The following is a 16,790-nucleotide window of genomic DNA, read 5'->3' on the forward strand; positions in this document are numbered from 1 at the left end:
AAAGTTCGAAAAAAACAAAAATATTAAAAGAATCTTTAATTTCATATAGCCTATTCTAGAGATATTAATTGATAGCCATCTTTGATGGTGTTCCAAGAAAGAAAGGCTTTATTATTAAATTGAATAAGCTCTGGGTAGTCTGAAACGCCATCAGTTTTTTTAATTACCTTAGATTCTAGCCAATTTTTCCCGCCATCTTCTGACACAGATAAAACAATATAGCTACCAAATTCATTAATCTCTTTCCAAGCCAAATAAACTTTTTCATTGATACTTATCAGTGACGGGTGGCTTGGCTGAAAATTTATATTTCCAAACCTCTTAGCGGGTGAACTTACCCAAGCATCGCCATCGATTCGCCCATAAAATAAACCTGCTTTCTCTCCTCCATCAAACCAAGCCATGTGATATCCCCAGTCCCCTCCTTTTGTTATTACTGGGCCGTGATGGGGGCATGCATCAATTTTCCAACCACCGAAAGTGGCTCTATTAATAACGACATTATCGTTAATATCAATCTTAGCTACTGCATGATCTCTAATGCCTCCATCATAAAGCTGCCGCCACATAGCAATAATGTTTCCACTCTTGTCATTTGTAAGAGCAATTCTGCAACATTCACAACTGCTATCAACAATTTTTTTCTCAATTTTAAATGATTCGCCAAAATTTTCTGAAACAGCATAATACAAGGCTGCTCCTTTATATTCTTTTTCTTTATTTTGAAGTTTGGCTTTTTCTAAATCGCGCTTATCTACCCATGCTACAAAAATTCGTCCGTCTTTATTTACATTGATAGCATCAAGACTATGTGTTATTTCTGACTTATCTTGATGAACAATCTGAGGCAATTCAAAAGTTTTGCCATGATTTTTTGATCTAGCAAACCATACATAACCTGTATAGGGTTTTGAAAGTTTCTGGGTCCATGTGACATAAATATTTCCTTCTGGTCCAATGGAAATTTTAGGCTTCGCATCTCCAGATGTAGCTATCTTCTGTAATTCAGTATTTACATTTATTGTTTTTGAAAAATTCATCCCCTGATCATTCGATGAGTCAACAATAATAAAGCCTTGCTGCTCCCTAACTCGCCATAAAGTCCCCAATTCGTCAAATGAGACAGAAGTTGCAACAGAGGGTCCATGGCTATGGCCTTCATGAGCAATACTTACCTCACATAAAATAATTACTAATAAAAATATTATTTTTTTAAAAAACTTAACAATCGGATTTAATTTAAACATAGCTTTTTTTATGTAAGCATGCGAAACGCAAGCTTGTTTATTAAATGTTTTTATATTTTTTGAATTCTATTGAGCTAAAATTATTTCTCTATTATTTCATAAATATCTAATCAATGTATCGATACCAAGATGCGACAATTTGTCACTTTTTTAAATAACTTTAATAAGTTAGCATTCGGGTTCAAATTATACTTAAGCTATAAATTACAATGAAAAAACCTATAAATAAATTATTCGCCTTATTCTTCATTTCTCACTTATCAATAGCAATAGCTGGAGAAAATACTACGCCAATTATCGAGATTAATGAATTAGCAAATAAATCCTCAACTCAGCTAAACATTAAAGATGCACGAGCGCTTATAAAAACCATTCCTGGTGGAGCATCTATTACAGATCTGGAAGATGTTCGCAAAGGAAGGCAATCAACCTGGCAAGATAGCTTAGGCTATACACCAGGAGTTTATATTCAAGATCGTTTTGGATCTGAAGAGGCAAGAGTTTCGATTCGTGGATCAGCACTCAGCCGGACTTTTCATAGCTTTGGCATCAAAATACTGCAAGATGGCGTACCTATAAATTATGCTGATGGATTTTTTGATATGCAAACAGTTGACCCCAATGCCTCAAGTTATGTAGAGGTATTAAGAGGGCCAAACGCTTCAATCTACGGCGCAACCACTCTGGGAGGATCAATTAACTTTGTAACGCCTACCGGATTAAATAACCCAGGGACAAAAATCAGAGCTGAAGCTGGTAGTTTCGCTTACAGGAAAATATTTTCGAGCACTGCAGGATATTCAGACTTTAAAGACGGTGGTAATCTTTATGATTATTATTTAGCTGGAAGCACAACCTTTCAGAATGGATTTAGAGATCATGCTGAAATGGAGAATCAAAAAATTATTGGTAATGTTGGTATTAAAATTTCAAACGATTTAGAGACACGATTTTATCTTAGCGCTGTAAGAAGCAGAACTCAATTGCCTGGTTACTTAACAAAAGATGAACTAGAGAGCGATCCTAGCCAGGCAAGTTCATTTACTACAACAGGATCAACAGTAGGATCAACAGTAGCAGGTGTGCAACCTTGGCGCAATAAAAACAATTATAGAAGAGATATTGATTCACAGCGTATTTCAAATAAAACAACTTATATTAATGGAAATAATACTTATGAATTTGCACTTTATGCAATGAATCTAGAATTATGGCACCCTATAGGTACCATAGTAGAGCAACATGCTCAAACATATGGTGGTCATCTTAAGTTTACGAATGTCACAGATAAAAATAAACTAACCTTAGCCTATTTGCCCAGTTATGGCACCACAGATGGAACATCAAAGCCCACAGATAATATGGGTAATAGTTCAGGGGCTGCGACATCCGATTACACACAAACATCTACGAACCATAGTTTCTTGATAGAAGATAAATATAACCTAACCAGCAAAACTTTATTAGTTGCAGCCCTCCAATATGACAGTGCTAGAAGGAAAGTTTCGGACATAGTTCCAGGAGCTACTAATTTTAATCGACTCTACAATCAATGGAGTCCAAGAGTTGGCTTAATTTACAATATCTCTAATGACAATCAAATATTTGGGAGTATTAGTAGAAATTTTGAGGCTCCTATAATAGCAACGGCTGGCAATACAACTACAGCAAGAAGTGCTCAATCGGGAGTAACCTACGAAATTGGATCCCGTGGTCAAGCCCAGTGGGGTGATATAGCGCAAAAGATAAAGTGGGATTTAACATTATTTAGGGCCAATTTAAAAAATGAATTTCAAACAATGTGTCTAACTAATCCTAACTGTGAAACTGGCGCGCAAACTATTAACGTTCCTAATACAATTCATCAAGGCATAGAATTTGGGGGGCAGGCTTTTCTTAATAATCATTTAGAAGTAAAGACGGCTTTGCTTTATAGTGATTTTAAATTTGATGACAACGAAATTTATCGTAATAATAAAATGCCTGGTTTCGCGCCTGTATTGCTAAGAGCAGAAATGTTATATCACTCAGGATCTGAGGACAGAAATTCATATCCTAACTTCTATGCAGGACCTAAAATTGAATATGCTTCAAGAGCGCCAATGGACAATACGAACTCTTTATACAACGACCCATTTACTATTTTTGGATTTAAGGCTGGACAAAATATTAATAAAACTTGGTCATGGTTTTTGGATGTAAGAAACATCGCAGATAAAAAATATGCTGCAACCACTAATATTAATAGTAATTATGCAGGAAATGGTGGCAGAGCATACTACCCAGGTGATGGACGATCAGCATACATGGGCATTGAGGCTAAATTCTAGTTTCCTTAATTGATTTTTTTATGAAGCTTTCTTTGAAGTGTTCTGCGGTGCATATTTAAAGCCCTGGCAGTTGCAGAAATGTTACCGCTATTCTCATTTAAAATTCGATTGATATGTTCCCATTCAAGTTTATCAACCGTAAGAGGTGTCGAGTGAATATCATGATCTTCATTACCATCTAATTTTCTAAAAGCCTCTAATATTTCTTCAGCATTCACAGGCTTTGCCAAATACTGATTAGCGCCTAATTTTACGGCCTCTACAGCAGTTGCAATACTTGCAAAACCCGTGAGCATCACAATATTCATTTCTGAGTTTAAAGCCCTTAACTCCTTAATTAAAACCAAGCCTGAGTCGCCAGGCATCTTTAAATCGACGATAGCGTAATTAATTAATTTTTTGTTACTTACATTAATGGCCGAAGATAAATTTTCAGCCTCATAAACTATAATATTTCTTGCTTTTAATGAGTCCGCTAACACGCCCCTAAAGGTCGCATCATCATCAACTAATAAAATTTCTTGGATAGCATTCATGATTTTTTTGCATCCATTAAACGCTCGATGGGAATTTTAACTGTTGCTATCATACCTTGATTTGGATGTGCATTAAATTCAAAAGAACCTTCATACAAATCAAAAATAGTTTTGCTTAAATAAACACCTAGTCCCAGGCCCTTGGAAGAACTTTGTGGCTGATACATACTTTGATTTAGATGTGCCGCATTTCCATTTCCGTAATCTCGAATGATTAAAGATAAGTATCGCCTATCTGTTTTAATTGAAAAATCAACTTTATCTTCGGACGCATCAGCAGCATTATCCAGTAAATTTTGAATGGCTTGGCTAAGCGCTCGGTCGTAATTAATTTTCAAGTTTTTATTCAGGTATGTTTTCTTGAAGCTTAATTGAGTGGATAGCCTTGTATCACGCCAACGATCAACTATTTCTGAGATAAATTGATTAACGGTTACCTTGGTCATCTTTTTTTGATGAATATCTTGGGATGCTGAAGATAATGTTGCTAAAATTTCTTTGCAACGTTTAATCTGACTTGTAAGGATAGATAGTTTTTTTAAAGCTTTTTTATCCTTAGCCAAGAAATGCTCGAAATCTTTGGTAATAACCGCCATCGTAGATAAAGGCGTTCCTAATTCATGCGCGGTGCTCGTTGAAACAGCGCCCAGTGCTAGCATACGCTCACTCTCTAATACTTTTTCTCTAGCATTCGCGATGAATCTATCTTGATCACGAAGATTTTGTCCAATACGACTCACAAATATAGTAATGACGGCAGCTGAAACTATAAATCCCAACCACATACCAAGCGAATGAATGTCATATTTGAATTCAAACTCATGCATATGTAAATGAGAAATAGGGCGATTAAAGAAAATAAGTGCGGTATAGCTTATAAAAGAGATGCTAGTCAAAAACCATAGATAAGATTTCTTTAGAGACACGGCCCCAATCGTGATGGGAATAAGATACATCCATATAAATGGATTGCCATAACCCCCAATAAAATAGAACATAAAAGTTAAAACGCATACATCCAAAATAAGTTGGGACAAAATCGTTTTATCTGAGAGCGTTTTGCCCCGCTTAAGTTTTAAATAGGTCCATCCATTTAATAGAGTCATTAAAAAAAGAGCGAGCGCAATCGAATGAAGAGGCAGCGGAATATTTAGATATCGAAGTGCGACAAGAGACAGAATAAGAAAAACAATAATGACTATTCTTAATAAAAAGATACGCTTTAAATTCTCAAATAAAGCACCACGTGTTGTCGTGAGTTTATTTTGACTCGAGAATTTCATATTTAAATCATATCGTCAGAAGAAAAACGCTCTTCAAGCCATGGATCAGCGTCATTATGATATCCGCGTACCTCCCAAAAACCCGGCCTATCTTCAGCGTGCAATTCAATGGCTTTTAGCCACTTTGCACTTTTCCATGCATAACGTTTAGGCACGACTAATCTCACTGGGCCGCCATGTTCATTTTCTAACGGCTTATTAAAAACATGGTGCGCAACAATCACATCATCATCTAACATAACTTCTAATGGGATATTAGTTGTGTAATCGTCATAACTATGAAGCGTCACAAAATTAGCCTTATCTAATGGCTTAGCCAAACTTAAAATGTCCCTAGCTAAAACACCCTCCCACGGCACATCCAACATGGACCAGCGTGTCACGCAGTGAAAATCTGAAATATCTTTTGTTTGAGGGAGTTTCAATAAAGACATCCAGTCCAAATCAATTTCTTTTTCAACAAGACCAAACACTTTTAATTTCCAATTACTTTCATCTATGTCAGGTCTGATTCCTAAATCAAGTATGGGAAATTTAGTGGTGAGAGTTTGCCCTGCGGGAATACGATCATTTTGATTGGGTTCGTTTCGTTTTAAGCCTTTTTTGGCGAGAGCGATTTTACCTTCTATAAGTTTTTTCCAGTCAGGCATGATTAGCTCAATAAAGGTTTTTTGTTTTTAAATGCATCATAAAGAATTAAAGAGACGCCTATTGAAATAAAGCTATCTGCCACATTAAATGCTGGCCAGTAATAAGCTTCATAGTGAACATAAATGAAATCGATCACAAAGCCATAATAGCTTCTGTCACACAAATTACCTATGGCTCCACCAAGTATAAAAGCGAGTGCTAGGCATAATAATGGCTGTTTTAATCGCTCACGCATTAATCGAATTATGATAACAATTGCGATCAATGAAATGACGATAAAGAAATATCTCTGCCAGCCAGAAGCTTCACTTAAAAAACTAAAAGCGGCTCCCGTATTTTGAAAATGCACAATATTAAAAAATGGAGTTATTACTAAAGCGCTTCCAAAATCTAGGTGATTAAATATCCATTGTTTGGATATGAGATCCAAAATAACAATCAAGAATGCAATCACAATATACTTAAGCATGAGATCTTACTTCGCCTTTTTCAAAAAGATTACTAATGCATCGATTACAAATAGTTGGATGTTCATGATGTGATCCAACTTCTTCTTGATAATGCCAACATCGATCACATTTCTTATGAATACTTGCGCGAACATCGATATGTAAATCACCCTGTCTTTCATGAAGCTTTGCATGCGATGTAATCATGGCAAACTTAAGATCTTCGTGAAGCAATGACAAGGATTGATAAATGTCACCTGATGCGTAAATATCAATCTCAGCTTGAAGTGAAGAACCGACCAAACCTTTTTCACGTAATTCTTCAATTTTTTTATTGGCGATCGCACGCACATGAATAATATGTTCCCATGCTAATAACTCTCTAGTATTCAACTCATGAGCTGGAATGTCATACCATGTATCCATAAATACTAATTCATCACTTTGTGGCATAAGAATCTGCCAAATTTCATCTGCGGTGAAACTTAAAACAGGCGCCATCAATCTCATTAGGGCATGCGAAATATGAAAGATTGCACTTTGTGCAGCGCGTCTTCCTTTTGAATTTTCATTTGATGTATAAAGTCGATCTTTTAAAATATCAAGATAGAATCCACCTAAGTCTTCAGAACAAAAACTTACAAATTTTTGCATCCCTAAATGAAATTCGTAGGACGCATAATCTTGTTTAATATGATCTTGAAGTTGATGCGTTAAATGCAATGCATAGCGATCGATTGATAACCACTGTTTGACTGGAAGCAAATCTTTTTTGGCATCAAAATCACCAAGGTTGGCCAATAAAAACCGTAAGGTATTTCGAATGCGTCTATAACCTTCTGCAACGCGCTTTAAAATTTCGTCTGAAATAGTCAGTTCGCCAGAGTAATCAGTGGAAGCTACCCAGAATCTTAAAATATCAGCACCATATTGATCCATAACTTTTTGAGGTGCTATAACATTACCCTTTGATTTGCTCATCTTATGTCCACTTCCATCAACGACGAAGCCGTGCGTTAATAGAGATTCATAAGGCGCTCTTCCATCAATTGCGCAACCTGTAAGTAAGCTCGATTGAAACCAACCCCGATGCTGATCTGAGCCTTCCAGATAAAGATCAGCTGGATAAGCTAAGTCTTCACGTTTTTTTAATACAGATGCATGTGTTGTTCCGGAATCAAACCAAACATCTAATGTGTCACTTATTTTTTTATATTGATCAGCATTTTCGCCAAGTAAAGTCTTTGCGTCTAAGTTAAACCAAGCCTCAATACCTGACTTCTCAACTTCTTTAGCAACGAGCTCCGTTAATTCATTTGTTCGCGGATGTAACTCGTAAGTTTCCTTATGAACAAAGAAAGGCATAGGAACGCCCCAGTTTCTTTGACGTGAAACACACCAGTCAGGGCGGTTCTTAATCATAGCCTCCAAGCGAGCTTTACCCCATTCAGGATAAAATGTTGTATGGCTGACGGCATCGTTTGCTTTATCACGCAATGTTTTTTTATTATTTTCCTGATTCATGCCGATAAACCATTGGCGTGTTGCTCTAAAAATCACTGGGGTTTTATGGCGCCAGCAATGGGGGTAACTATGTGATAATTTTTTTGAAGCAAATAAACATTGATTTGCACTTAATGTTTCGATAATTTTTTTATTGGCTTCCCAGATACTTTCACCTGCAAATTGCTCTACAAAAGAATAAAACTTACCTTCTTCATTCACAGGATTATCTACAGGCAATTTATATCGCATACCTACCGCATAATCTTCTAAGCCGTGCGCGGGAGCTGTATGCACGAGGCCGGTTCCAGCATCTAGAGTGACATGATCGCCACATATGACAGGTACATCCTTTTTATAAAATGGATGATTAAGCTTAAGGTGTTCTAAAGACTGGCCTTTACAAGAAGCTAATTTCTTAAAAGACTCAAAACCATAATGTGCAATATTTTTTTCAGCTAAATCTTCAGCAAGTATGAGATTGCATTTTTCAGTACTATACAAACCATAATTCAAATCTGGATGAACGCATACCGCCTGATTCGCCGGAAGTGTCCAAGGTGTGGTTGTCCATATGACTGCAAACGTGTCTTTTATTTCTTTAATATTAAATATATTTTTTAAAGTTTCGCTATCTGTAACTTTAAAGCCGACATCAATTGTTGGAGAAGTTTTATCTTCATATTCAACTTCTGCCTCAGCTAATGCCGAACCACAATCAACACACCAATGCACTGGCTTACTTCCTTGGTAGAGGTAGCCATTTTGGTAAATGTGCCCGAGCGCTCTCATAATATCAGCTTCGGTTTCAAAATTCATGGTGAGATATGGTCTATCCCAATCTCCCAATACACCTAAACGTATGAAATCATTTTTTTGTTTTTCAACCTGTGATGCTGCATATTCTCGACATAACTCTCTAAATTTTTTAGGGTCAATATTTTTACCATGAAGTTTTTCAACAACAAGTTCAATTGGAAGGCCGTGGCAATCCCATCCCGGAATATAAGGCGCATCAAATCCAGATAATGTTTTCGATTTAACAATAATATCTTTTAAGATTTTATTTACAGCATGGCCGATATGAATATCACCATTCGCATAAGGGGGGCCGTCATGCAGAATGAATTTCTTAGCGCCATTTCTTTTTTTTCTTATTTTTTGATAAAGCTTAAATTCCTGCCAACGCTTAACCCAAACAGGTTCTCGTTTAGCAAGATCACCTCGCATAGGAAATGGCGTGTCTGGTAAATTTAATTGGTATTTATTTTCTTCGGTCATATGTTCTATTTTTCAAAATAACGTGTTGCGTGAGCTACGTCTTTTTTAATTTGTTCGATCAGTGCATCAATATTTTCAAATTTCATTTCGTCTCTAATTTTTTCTAAAAAAGTCACTTGAACATGCTGGCCATAAATGTCTTCATTAAAATTAAGTAGATGAACTTCTAATAACAGTTTTGGGGTGCCTGCCATTGTAGGTCTGACTCCAAGATTAGCAACACCATTTCTATTTCCTAATTTTACCGCATATACACCAGTTAGCGCTGGTCTCAGGTGCTTCATATGTATATTGGCAGTTGGAAAACCCATTTGTCTGCCACGCTTATCGCCCTCAACTACCTTTCCACTGATTGTATAAGGCCTACCTAGGAATTGGTTTACTTCCTGAATACGCCCCTCTTTAAGGCCTTCTCTAATGCGAGTGCTTGATACCCTTTTGCCATTCAAATCAATTTCTGGAATCTCAAATAACTCAAATGCATTTTTTTTTAAGTCTTCAATTCCTGCTTGTCGTTTAGATCCGAAACGAAAATCGTCGCCCACAATCAGCAATTGAACTTTTAATTGCTCTTTCAATATTTGACCCATAAACGCTTCACTAGAAATATTTGAAAACTTTTGATTGAAAGCACAAACAAAAACTTTTTCAATGCCATAGTCTAAAAAAAACTCTAACTTCTCTCTTAATGTTGTAAGCCGAGAAGGTGCATTTTCAGATATAAAAAATTCCTTAGGATGCGGCTCAAAAGTCATCACTGAAGGAGTGAGGTTTCTTTTTCTGGATTCTGCAATTAATTTTTTGATAAGCGCTTGGTGGCCTATATGAACGCCATCAAAATTGCCAATGGTAAGGCCAATAGGCGCATTCGAATTCAATGGAAAATGTCTAAAGACTTGCATTACGAAAAATTAGATGGCTCTTCGAATGAATGATTGTAGTCTTAATCCCATCACCCATAGCGCGCCAAAATAAACACTAGAACCAACAAGAATAAGCATCACTAAATAAATTAATCTTTTTGAAATAGAATATTCAAGCCAAAGAGATGAGTCTCCTTTTAAATAAAATAAAGTTAATCCCATCAAGGTTAATGCGACAAAAAGCTTTATTAAAAACTTAGTCCATCCTTCATGTGGCTTGTAATATTTTTCTTTTCTTAAGTGGTAATAAAGAAGACTTGCATTTAAACAAGCGCCTAAACCGATCGCAAGCGCTAAACCTGCGTGTTTAAATTGGCCGATAAATGCCATATTCATCAATTGTGTAGAAAATAAAGTGAAGAGCGCAATTTTGACTGGGGTCTTAATATTCTGTCTTGCATAAAATCCAGGGGCTAACACCTTAACCATAATTAGACCCATCAATCCAAAGCTGTATGCGATTGTAGCTTGTTGTGTCATTAAAACATCGTGCCTATTAAAAGCGCCGTAATGAAATAAGGTTGTTATTAAAGGAAGTGATAGCACGGCAAGTGCTACAGCTGCTGGAGCTGCAAGAATGAATGTTAATTTTAAGCCCCAATCAAGCAAGCCCGAATATTCTTTTTGGTCTTTGCCTGAATATGATTTTGAAAGGCTCGGAAGTAAAATTGTACCGAGCGCGACACCTAAAACGCCTGCAGGAAATTCCATCAGTCGATCCGCATAATAAAGCCATGAAACACTGCCCGTCTCAAGAAAGGATGCAAAGATAGTATTGATAAGTAAAGACAGTTGCGCGATAGAAACACCAAAAATAGCAGGTGCCATAAGCTTTATGATTCGCCATACGCCTTCATCTTTAAGATCTAACTGATATTTGGGAATAAATCCAATCTCCTTTAAAAAAGGAATCTGAAAAACTAATTGGAGAACGCCTCCGACAAATACAGCCCAAGCCAATACTAAAATAGGTCGATCAAAATAGTCCGCAAAAAATAATGCCGCAAAAATAAAGGATAAATTAAGCCATACAGGTGTAAAAGCCGGTACTGAAAATTTGTTAAATGTATTAAGAATGCCCCCCGCCATCGACACTAAAGAAATAAAAAAGATATAAGGGAATGTAATCCTCAATAAATCAACGGTAAGCTGAAATTTTTCTGAATGCTCAATAAAACCGGGCGCGCTAATATAGACAAGCCAAGGTGCTGCAAAAATACCTACACATGTAATAACAATAAGAAAAAGAGTCAACAATGAACAAACATGATTAATCAAAAGGTGTGTGGCTTCATAACTTCGCCTATTCTTGTACTCAGCAAGAATCGGTACAAAGGCTTGAGAAAAAGCACCTTCAGCAGAAATGCGTCTTAATAAATTAGGGATTTTAAAAGCTACAAAGAAGGCATCCGTTTCCATACCTGCACCAAAAATTTTGGCGATTAAGCTATCTCTCACAAAACCTAAAATTCTTGATACGAAAGTCATACTTCCGACGGTTGCGAGCGCTTTAAGAAGATTCATTGATTTTATCTATTTAAGTATCACTAAATTACAAAGATTTTAGCATGGCGGTCGTTTTATCAAGATTTCCAAGAAAAATATTGATTAGCTTAGAATATCAAGGGAATATGACTGAAATTTAGGCTTAAAATGAACGTTTTATCTTGTATAAAACCTCAAATATCGCTAAAATTCTCGCCTTCGTAATATAAAGATATTAATTAAAGGATAAACATGGCAAATACCGCACAAGCTAGAAAGCGTGCCCGCCAAGCAACGAAGCAACGAGCCCACAATGCAAGTTTGCGTTCAACTTTGCGTACTGCAATCAAAAAGATTTTAAAAGCAATTCAATCGGGCGATAAAGCGGCTGCAAAAACATCTTTCCAAGAAAATGTTTCAGTCATCGACCGTATTGCTGACAAAAAGATTATTCACAAGAACAAAGCGTCACGTCATAAACAACGCTTAAACGCAGCAATCAAATCAATGGCTTAATATCAAAGAGAGCTTCTCTCTTTGATCTAAGCAATTCCTAAAAGTTTTCTTACTTCCATAGCCTTTTGAAAGGCTATATCTAGTTTCTCATCTAGCACTGTAAAGTGGCCCATTTTGCGACCTGACCTTGCTTCGTGTTTGCCATAAAGATGCATTTTTAAACCAGGCTCTCTAAAGACTTTATCCCATTCAGGTTCTTTTGTTTTGCTATTTGTCCAAACATCACCCAAAAGATTCACCATCACTGCAGATGAATGAAATCGTGAGCTTCCGAGCGGGAGACCTGCTAATACCCTTACCTGCTGTTCGAACTGATTCGTCACATTGGCATCAATGGTGTAATGTCCAGAATTATGGGGTCTAGGAGCAATTTCATTTACAAAAACTTTGCCTTCACTAATAAAAAACTCAACACCTAAAACACCAACATAATTAAGCGCTTCGGCTACGCGTTTTGCGAGTTGATCTACCAAATCATTAATCGCTTTTGCTGAACGAGCTGGCACAATAGACACATCGAGAATGCCATTCGTATGAATGTTTTCTGAAACATTAAATGTTTTGATATAGCCTTTTTGATCTCGCGCCAAAACCAAAGAAACTTCCATATCTAAAGGAAGCATTTTTTCTAATACACATTCTTGTTTTGAGAATTGATGAAATGCGGCTATAGCTTCTTTTTGTGAAGCGACTCTTGCCTGACCTTTGCCGTCATAACCAAAACGCGCGACTTTTAGAATCGCAGGGTAAATAGAAGAGGTTTCCGAAGGAATGTCTTTATCTTCTCGAATAATTTCAAAAGGACCTACAGGAAGACCTGACTCTTTTAAGAAAGTTTTTTCTAGAACACGGTATTGAGCAATTCTTACTGATTCTGCAGACGGACTTACATGTATTTTTTTGGATATAAAATCCATACTATCAGCAGATACATTTTCAAATTCCGTAGTCACGGCCTGGCATGTATTTCTCATCTCTTCCAATGCCGAGAAATCATCAAAAGCTTTGCATAAATGAATATCTGCGATGGCTCCTGCGGGACTATTTGGATCAGGATCTAAAACAGTCACTTTATAGCCCATCTCGTGAGCTGCAATGACAAAAAAGCGGCCCAGTTGGCCTCCCCCAAGAATACCAAGCATCGCTGAAGGTAAAATCGGTTGATCTAGTTGACTCAAGGCTTCTCCGATAGATTCATATCAATTACTTTTTTTGCCTGCTTCTCTCTGAAAATTTCAAGCTTTTTAGCTAACACTTTATTTTCATGCGCCAAAATAGATACTGCGAAAAGTCCTGCGTTTGCAGCACCCGCTTCTCCAATAGCAAAAGTTGCTACAGGAATACCTCGTGGCATTTGAACAATAGATAATAAAGAGTCTTGACCTTGAAGATGCTTGGAAGGAATAGGTACGCCTAATACGGGTAATGTTGTTTTAGATGCAACCATACCTGGAAGATGTGCAGCGCCTCCAGCACCTGCAATAATAATTTGATAACCTTCCTTTGCAGCATGTTCAGCAAATTTGAACATGAGGTCTGGAGTTCTATGGGCTGAAATCACTTGAGCTTCATAGGGCACTTCAAAATCCGCAAGCATTTGTGCTGCAAACTTCATGACTGGCCAATCACTATCTGACCCCATGATGATGGCTACAAGTTTTTTATTTTCTGCCATGTAAAACTCCCTTTAAAAGTCTTAAAGTAAAATTAAATTATCTCGATGAATCAATGAAGGCTGATCAATGTAGCCTAATAAATTTTCTATCGCATTAGTGGACTTGCCCATAATTTTTTTTGTTTCAGTTGCATTGTAATTAATAAGTCCACGTGCAATTTCGCGTCCTTCTGCATCTTCACAAACGACCACTTCGCCTCGATCGAAATCACCTTCGACTTTAGTTACGCCGATAGGGAGTAAGCTCTTACCTTCTTTTTTAAGCGCTTCAATAGCGCCATCATCCAATACCAATTTACCCCTTAATTGTAAATGATCGGCGAGCCATTGTTTTCTTGCTGCAACTTTTAATTGTTTACTTTCTAAATGAGTGCCTATCATCTCGCCTTGGCTTAATCGAATTAAAACATTTTCTTCTTTACCTGATGCAATAATAGTATGAGCACCACTTCTAGATGCGCGTTTAGCTGCCAAAACTTTTGTCAGCATACCGCCTGTGCCTATTGAAGAGCCTGCGCCTCCAGCCATAGCCTCAAGAGACAAGTCTCCTGCAACACCATAATGAACAAGCTTAGCTTCTTTATTTTTTCTAGGGTCCTCAGAAAATAATCCTGGCTGATCAGTCAAAATAACTAAAAGATCCGCTTCAATTAAATTAGCAACTAATGATGCCAATGTATCATTATCACCAAAACGAATTTCATCTGTAACGACTGTATCGTTTTCATTAATAATTGGAATGACTTTAAGCTCTAAAAGAGTGTTTAATGTAGAACGTGCATTGAGATATCTTTTTCGATCTGCAAGATCATCATGTGTCAATAAAATTTGTGCAGCTTTTAATTCGTGTTGTGAAAAATTCTTTTCATAAATTTGTACCAAACCCATTTGACCTATAGCTGCGGCCGCTTGTAATTCATTAATTAAAGTAGGTCTGGCTTTCCAACCTAATCTTTGCATACCTTCAGCTACAGCACCACTCGTCACCAAAACAATTTCTTTGCCTGATTTAACGAGGTGAGCAATCTGCTCTACCCACGAAGCAATAGCTTTTTGATCCAGCCCTTCACCATGATTGGTGACCAGGCTGGAACCCACTTTAATAATAATGCGCTGGCTATTCGTTAATAACGATTTCATTTTGATTTTTTTTATTTTTTTCTATAAAAGTCATGATGTCATATGTAAGCTCTTTACAACCAACCCCTTTAATAGCGGAGATTGAATATACAGGGCCCGTCCAACCAAAAGATTTTATAAATGTTTTTACTTTCTCTGCAACGTCTTCCAACATGTCAATTTTATTTAAAATTAACCAACGTGGTTTTTGGTACAAGAGCTCATCGTATTTCTTAAGCTCATTCACAATAGCTCGCGCTTCATCTACTGGATTGATTGCAGGATCAAAGGGTGCAATATCAACCAGATGTAAGAGTAATGTAGTTCTGGCAAGATGTCTTAAAAATTGATGCCCTAATCCAGCCCCTTCTGATGCGCCTTCAATCAAACCTGGAATATCAGCAATCACAAAACTCTGATTCTCTCCGACTCTTACCACACCTAAATTAGGATGCAATGTTGTAAAGGGATAGTCGGCTACTTTTGGTTTTGCGGCCGACACAGATCTTATAAAAGTAGATTTGCCTGCATTTGGCATACCTAAAAGGCCGACATCAGCTAATACTTTAAGCTCTAGGTAAAGTTCAAATTCTTCCCCGGGTTCACCTTTAGTGCATTGTCGTGGCGCTCGATTAATACTCGACTTAAAATGAATATTGCCCAATCCACCTTTACCGCCTTTAGCTAGAAGCGCTCTATCCCCATGCTGACTTAAATCAGCATAAGATTCTCCGGTCGCTTTATCTGAAATGACTGTCCCTACCGGTACTTTCAATATTAAATCATCGCCTTTAGCGCCGTAACATTCGGCACTTCTTCCGTTTTCACCTCTTTGCGCTTTCAAAGTTCGCGTATAACGATAATCGACGAGTGTATTTAAATTTTGATCAGCTTCAAAAAATACAGAGCCTCCCCGGCCGCCATCTCCTCCGCTTGGACCTCCCATAGGCTCATATTTTTCACGACGAAATGTTGCAACGCCATTACCGCCATCGCCTGCGTAAATCTTAATGGTTGCTTCGTCTATAAATTTCATAATATCAATTTACCAAATAAAAAAGCCCTATCAACTGACAGGGCTTTGAAGAATCTTAGAGTCGCTTAGACTGGAACAATATTAACGGTTTTACGTTTTAATGCGCCTTTGATGGTAAAGGTTACCTTACCGTCAGCCTTTGCAAAAAGAGTATGATCTTTGCCCATACCAACATTCACACCCGGGTGCATTTTAGTGCCGCGTTGACGAACAATAATGCTACCAGCTGAAACTACTTGCTCACCGAAAGCCTTTACCCCTAAACGTTTGGCTTGGGAGTCACGACCGTTTCTTGAACTTCCGCCTGCTTTTTTATGTGCCATGATTAATCCTTAAATTATTTAGCTGATATTTTATCGATTTGAATCTCAGTAAAGCTTTGTCTGTGGCCCTGAGATTTGCGGTAGTGTTTTCTACGACGCATTTTAAAAATTCGCACTTTATCATGGCGTCCGTGGCTTACTACGGTTGCTGTAACGCTTGCGCCTCTTACAATAGGAGAGCCTATCGTCACATTATCACCATCAACGACTGTCAAAATTTGATCTAGAACGACATTCGCGCCCACATCGCCTGCTATTTTTTCAATCTTAAGCTTATCGCCTTGATTTACGCGATATTGCTTACCACCTGTTTTGATTACTGCGTACATGATAAAACCTCAAACTTTAACAACTCTAAAAGAATCGCGAATTATACTTAAATTAGGCTTGTTAAGCAAACTCTTCAAGGCTAAAGATGAAGGTTTTTTGCCTA

Annotated in this window: 16 protein-coding genes; 2 read left to right on the forward strand and 14 right to left on the reverse strand. The window is 37.3% G+C overall.

Going from position 1 to position 16,790, the window contains the following annotated elements; genetic code table 11:
- Positions 1-50: 50 nt before the first annotated feature.
- Positions 51-1,247: an exo-alpha-sialidase gene (locus tag FIT61_RS05185; RefSeq protein ID WP_139883668.1), complete on the reverse strand. Its 1,197-nt coding sequence runs from the start codon at positions 1,245-1,247 to the stop codon at positions 51-53.
- A 209-nt stretch (positions 1,248-1,456) separates the two neighbouring features.
- Here FIT61_RS05185 and FIT61_RS05190 point away from each other — a divergent pair, with 209 nt between their 5' ends.
- Positions 1,457-3,577 carry a TonB-dependent receptor family protein gene (locus tag FIT61_RS05190; RefSeq protein WP_139883669.1) on the forward strand — a complete coding sequence of 707 codons (2,121 nt, stop codon included), beginning with the start codon at positions 1,457-1,459 and terminating at the stop codon, positions 3,575-3,577.
- Positions 3,578-3,582: 5 nt separating this feature from the next.
- Here FIT61_RS05190 and FIT61_RS05195 read toward each other — a convergent pair whose 3' ends face one another.
- From FIT61_RS05195 to murJ, 7 genes are read right to left on the reverse strand one after another with little or no spacing between them, the layout of a single operon-like run.
- Positions 3,583-4,113: a response regulator transcription factor gene (locus tag FIT61_RS05195; RefSeq protein ID WP_139883671.1), complete on the reverse strand. Its 531-nt coding sequence runs from the start codon at positions 4,111-4,113 to the stop codon at positions 3,583-3,585.
- Positions 4,110-5,396 carry an ATP-binding protein gene (locus tag FIT61_RS05200; RefSeq protein ID WP_139883673.1) on the reverse strand — a complete coding sequence of 429 codons (1,287 nt, stop codon included), beginning with the start codon at positions 5,394-5,396 and terminating at the stop codon, positions 4,110-4,112. Before FIT61_RS05200 ends, FIT61_RS05195 begins: the two co-directional genes overlap by 4 nt.
- 2 nt (positions 5,397-5,398) lie before the next feature.
- On the reverse strand, positions 5,399-6,046 hold the full coding sequence (locus tag FIT61_RS05205; protein ID WP_139883675.1) for a sulfite oxidase-like oxidoreductase: 648 nt from the start codon (positions 6,044-6,046) through the stop codon (positions 5,399-5,401).
- A gap of 2 nt (positions 6,047-6,048) precedes the next feature.
- Positions 6,049-6,516, reverse strand: coding sequence for a signal peptidase II (gene lspA / locus FIT61_RS05210; RefSeq protein ID WP_139883676.1), 468 nt, complete (start codon positions 6,514-6,516; stop codon positions 6,049-6,051).
- Positions 6,509-9,280, reverse strand: a complete 2,772-nt coding sequence (ileS, locus tag FIT61_RS05215) for an isoleucine--tRNA ligase (protein WP_139883678.1) — start codon at positions 9,278-9,280, stop codon at positions 6,509-6,511. Before ileS ends, lspA begins: the two co-directional genes overlap by 8 nt.
- Positions 9,281-9,285: 5 nt before the next feature.
- A complete protein-coding gene (locus FIT61_RS05220; RefSeq protein ID WP_139883680.1) occupies positions 9,286-10,182 on the reverse strand; it encodes a bifunctional riboflavin kinase/FAD synthetase in 897 nt (298 codons plus the stop codon).
- A 9-nt stretch (positions 10,183-10,191) separates the two neighbouring features.
- Positions 10,192-11,727 carry a murein biosynthesis integral membrane protein MurJ gene (murJ, locus tag FIT61_RS05225; protein WP_139883682.1) on the reverse strand — a complete coding sequence of 512 codons (1,536 nt, stop codon included), beginning with the start codon at positions 11,725-11,727 and terminating at the stop codon, positions 10,192-10,194.
- Positions 11,728-11,940: 213 nt separating this feature from the next.
- On the opposite strand from murJ, the gene rpsT reads away from it, so the two are divergent.
- Positions 11,941-12,204 (forward strand): 30S ribosomal protein S20, encoded by a 264-nt coding sequence (gene rpsT / locus FIT61_RS05230; RefSeq protein WP_139873738.1) that lies wholly within the window; start codon positions 11,941-11,943, stop codon positions 12,202-12,204.
- A gap of 26 nt (positions 12,205-12,230) precedes the next feature.
- Here rpsT and FIT61_RS05235 read toward each other — a convergent pair whose 3' ends face one another.
- From FIT61_RS05235 to rplU, 6 genes are all read right to left on the reverse strand, one after another.
- A complete protein-coding gene (locus FIT61_RS05235; RefSeq protein ID WP_244925230.1) occupies positions 12,231-13,346 on the reverse strand; it encodes a 5-(carboxyamino)imidazole ribonucleotide synthase in 1,116 nt (371 codons plus the stop codon).
- A gap of 32 nt (positions 13,347-13,378) precedes the next feature.
- Positions 13,379-13,879 (reverse strand): 5-(carboxyamino)imidazole ribonucleotide mutase, encoded by a 501-nt coding sequence (purE, locus tag FIT61_RS05240; protein ID WP_139873740.1) that lies wholly within the window; start codon positions 13,877-13,879, stop codon positions 13,379-13,381.
- Positions 13,880-13,900: 21 nt separating this feature from the next.
- Positions 13,901-15,019, reverse strand: a complete 1,119-nt coding sequence (gene proB / locus FIT61_RS05245) for a glutamate 5-kinase (RefSeq protein WP_139873741.1) — start codon at positions 15,017-15,019, stop codon at positions 13,901-13,903.
- A complete protein-coding gene (cgtA, locus tag FIT61_RS05250) occupies positions 14,997-16,034 on the reverse strand; it encodes an Obg family GTPase CgtA (RefSeq protein WP_139883686.1) in 1,038 nt (345 codons plus the stop codon). The genes proB and cgtA overlap by 23 nt, the downstream gene beginning before the upstream one ends.
- Positions 16,035-16,099: 65 nt before the next feature.
- Positions 16,100-16,357, reverse strand: coding sequence for a 50S ribosomal protein L27 (rpmA, locus tag FIT61_RS05255; RefSeq protein ID WP_139867058.1), 258 nt, complete (start codon positions 16,355-16,357; stop codon positions 16,100-16,102).
- Positions 16,358-16,371: 14 nt separating this feature from the next.
- On the reverse strand, positions 16,372-16,686 hold the full coding sequence (rplU, locus tag FIT61_RS05260; RefSeq protein WP_139871077.1) for a 50S ribosomal protein L21: 315 nt from the start codon (positions 16,684-16,686) through the stop codon (positions 16,372-16,374).
- Positions 16,687-16,790 lie beyond the last annotated feature (104 nt).

Source organism: Candidatus Methylopumilus rimovensis, from assembly GCF_006364615.1.
Lineage (GTDB): Bacteria > Pseudomonadota > Gammaproteobacteria > Burkholderiales > Methylophilaceae > Methylopumilus > Methylopumilus rimovensis.

What these genes read in the sequence shown, in the direction of transcription:
- FIT61_RS05185 (WP_139883668.1), bottom strand. Translation starts at nt 1,247, where the DNA reads ATGTTTAAATTAAATCCGATTGTTAAGTTTTTTAAAAAAATAATATTT.
- FIT61_RS05190 (WP_139883669.1), top strand. Translation starts at nt 1,457, where the DNA reads ATGAAAAAACCTATAAATAAATTATTCGCCTTATTCTTCATTTCTCAC.
- FIT61_RS05195 (WP_139883671.1), bottom strand. Translation starts at nt 4,113, where the DNA reads ATGAATGCTATCCAAGAAATTTTATTAGTTGATGATGATGCGACCTTT.
- FIT61_RS05200 (WP_139883673.1), bottom strand. Translation starts at nt 5,396, where the DNA reads ATGAAATTCTCGAGTCAAAATAAACTCACGACAACACGTGGTGCTTTA.
- FIT61_RS05205 (WP_139883675.1), bottom strand. Translation starts at nt 6,046, where the DNA reads ATGCCTGACTGGAAAAAACTTATAGAAGGTAAAATCGCTCTCGCCAAA.
- lspA (WP_139883676.1), bottom strand. Translation starts at nt 6,516, where the DNA reads ATGCTTAAGTATATTGTGATTGCATTCTTGATTGTTATTTTGGATCTC.
- ileS (WP_139883678.1), bottom strand. Translation starts at nt 9,280, where the DNA reads ATGACCGAAGAAAATAAATACCAATTAAATTTACCAGACACGCCATTT.
- FIT61_RS05220 (WP_139883680.1), bottom strand. Translation starts at nt 10,182, where the DNA reads ATGCAAGTCTTTAGACATTTTCCATTGAATTCGAATGCGCCTATTGGC.
- murJ (WP_139883682.1), bottom strand. Translation starts at nt 11,727, where the DNA reads ATGAATCTTCTTAAAGCGCTCGCAACCGTCGGAAGTATGACTTTCGTA.
- rpsT (WP_139873738.1), top strand. Translation starts at nt 11,941, where the DNA reads ATGGCAAATACCGCACAAGCTAGAAAGCGTGCCCGCCAAGCAACGAAG.
- FIT61_RS05235 (WP_244925230.1), bottom strand. Translation starts at nt 13,346, where the DNA reads ATGCTTGGTATTCTTGGGGGAGGCCAACTGGGCCGCTTTTTTGTCATT.
- purE (WP_139873740.1), bottom strand. Translation starts at nt 13,879, where the DNA reads ATGGCAGAAAATAAAAAACTTGTAGCCATCATCATGGGGTCAGATAGT.
- proB (WP_139873741.1), bottom strand. Translation starts at nt 15,019, where the DNA reads ATGAAATCGTTATTAACGAATAGCCAGCGCATTATTATTAAAGTGGGT.
- cgtA (WP_139883686.1), bottom strand. Translation starts at nt 16,034, where the DNA reads ATGAAATTTATAGACGAAGCAACCATTAAGATTTACGCAGGCGATGGC.
- rpmA (WP_139867058.1), bottom strand. Translation starts at nt 16,357, where the DNA reads ATGGCACATAAAAAAGCAGGCGGAAGTTCAAGAAACGGTCGTGACTCC.
- rplU (WP_139871077.1), bottom strand. Translation starts at nt 16,686, where the DNA reads ATGTACGCAGTAATCAAAACAGGTGGTAAGCAATATCGCGTAAATCAA.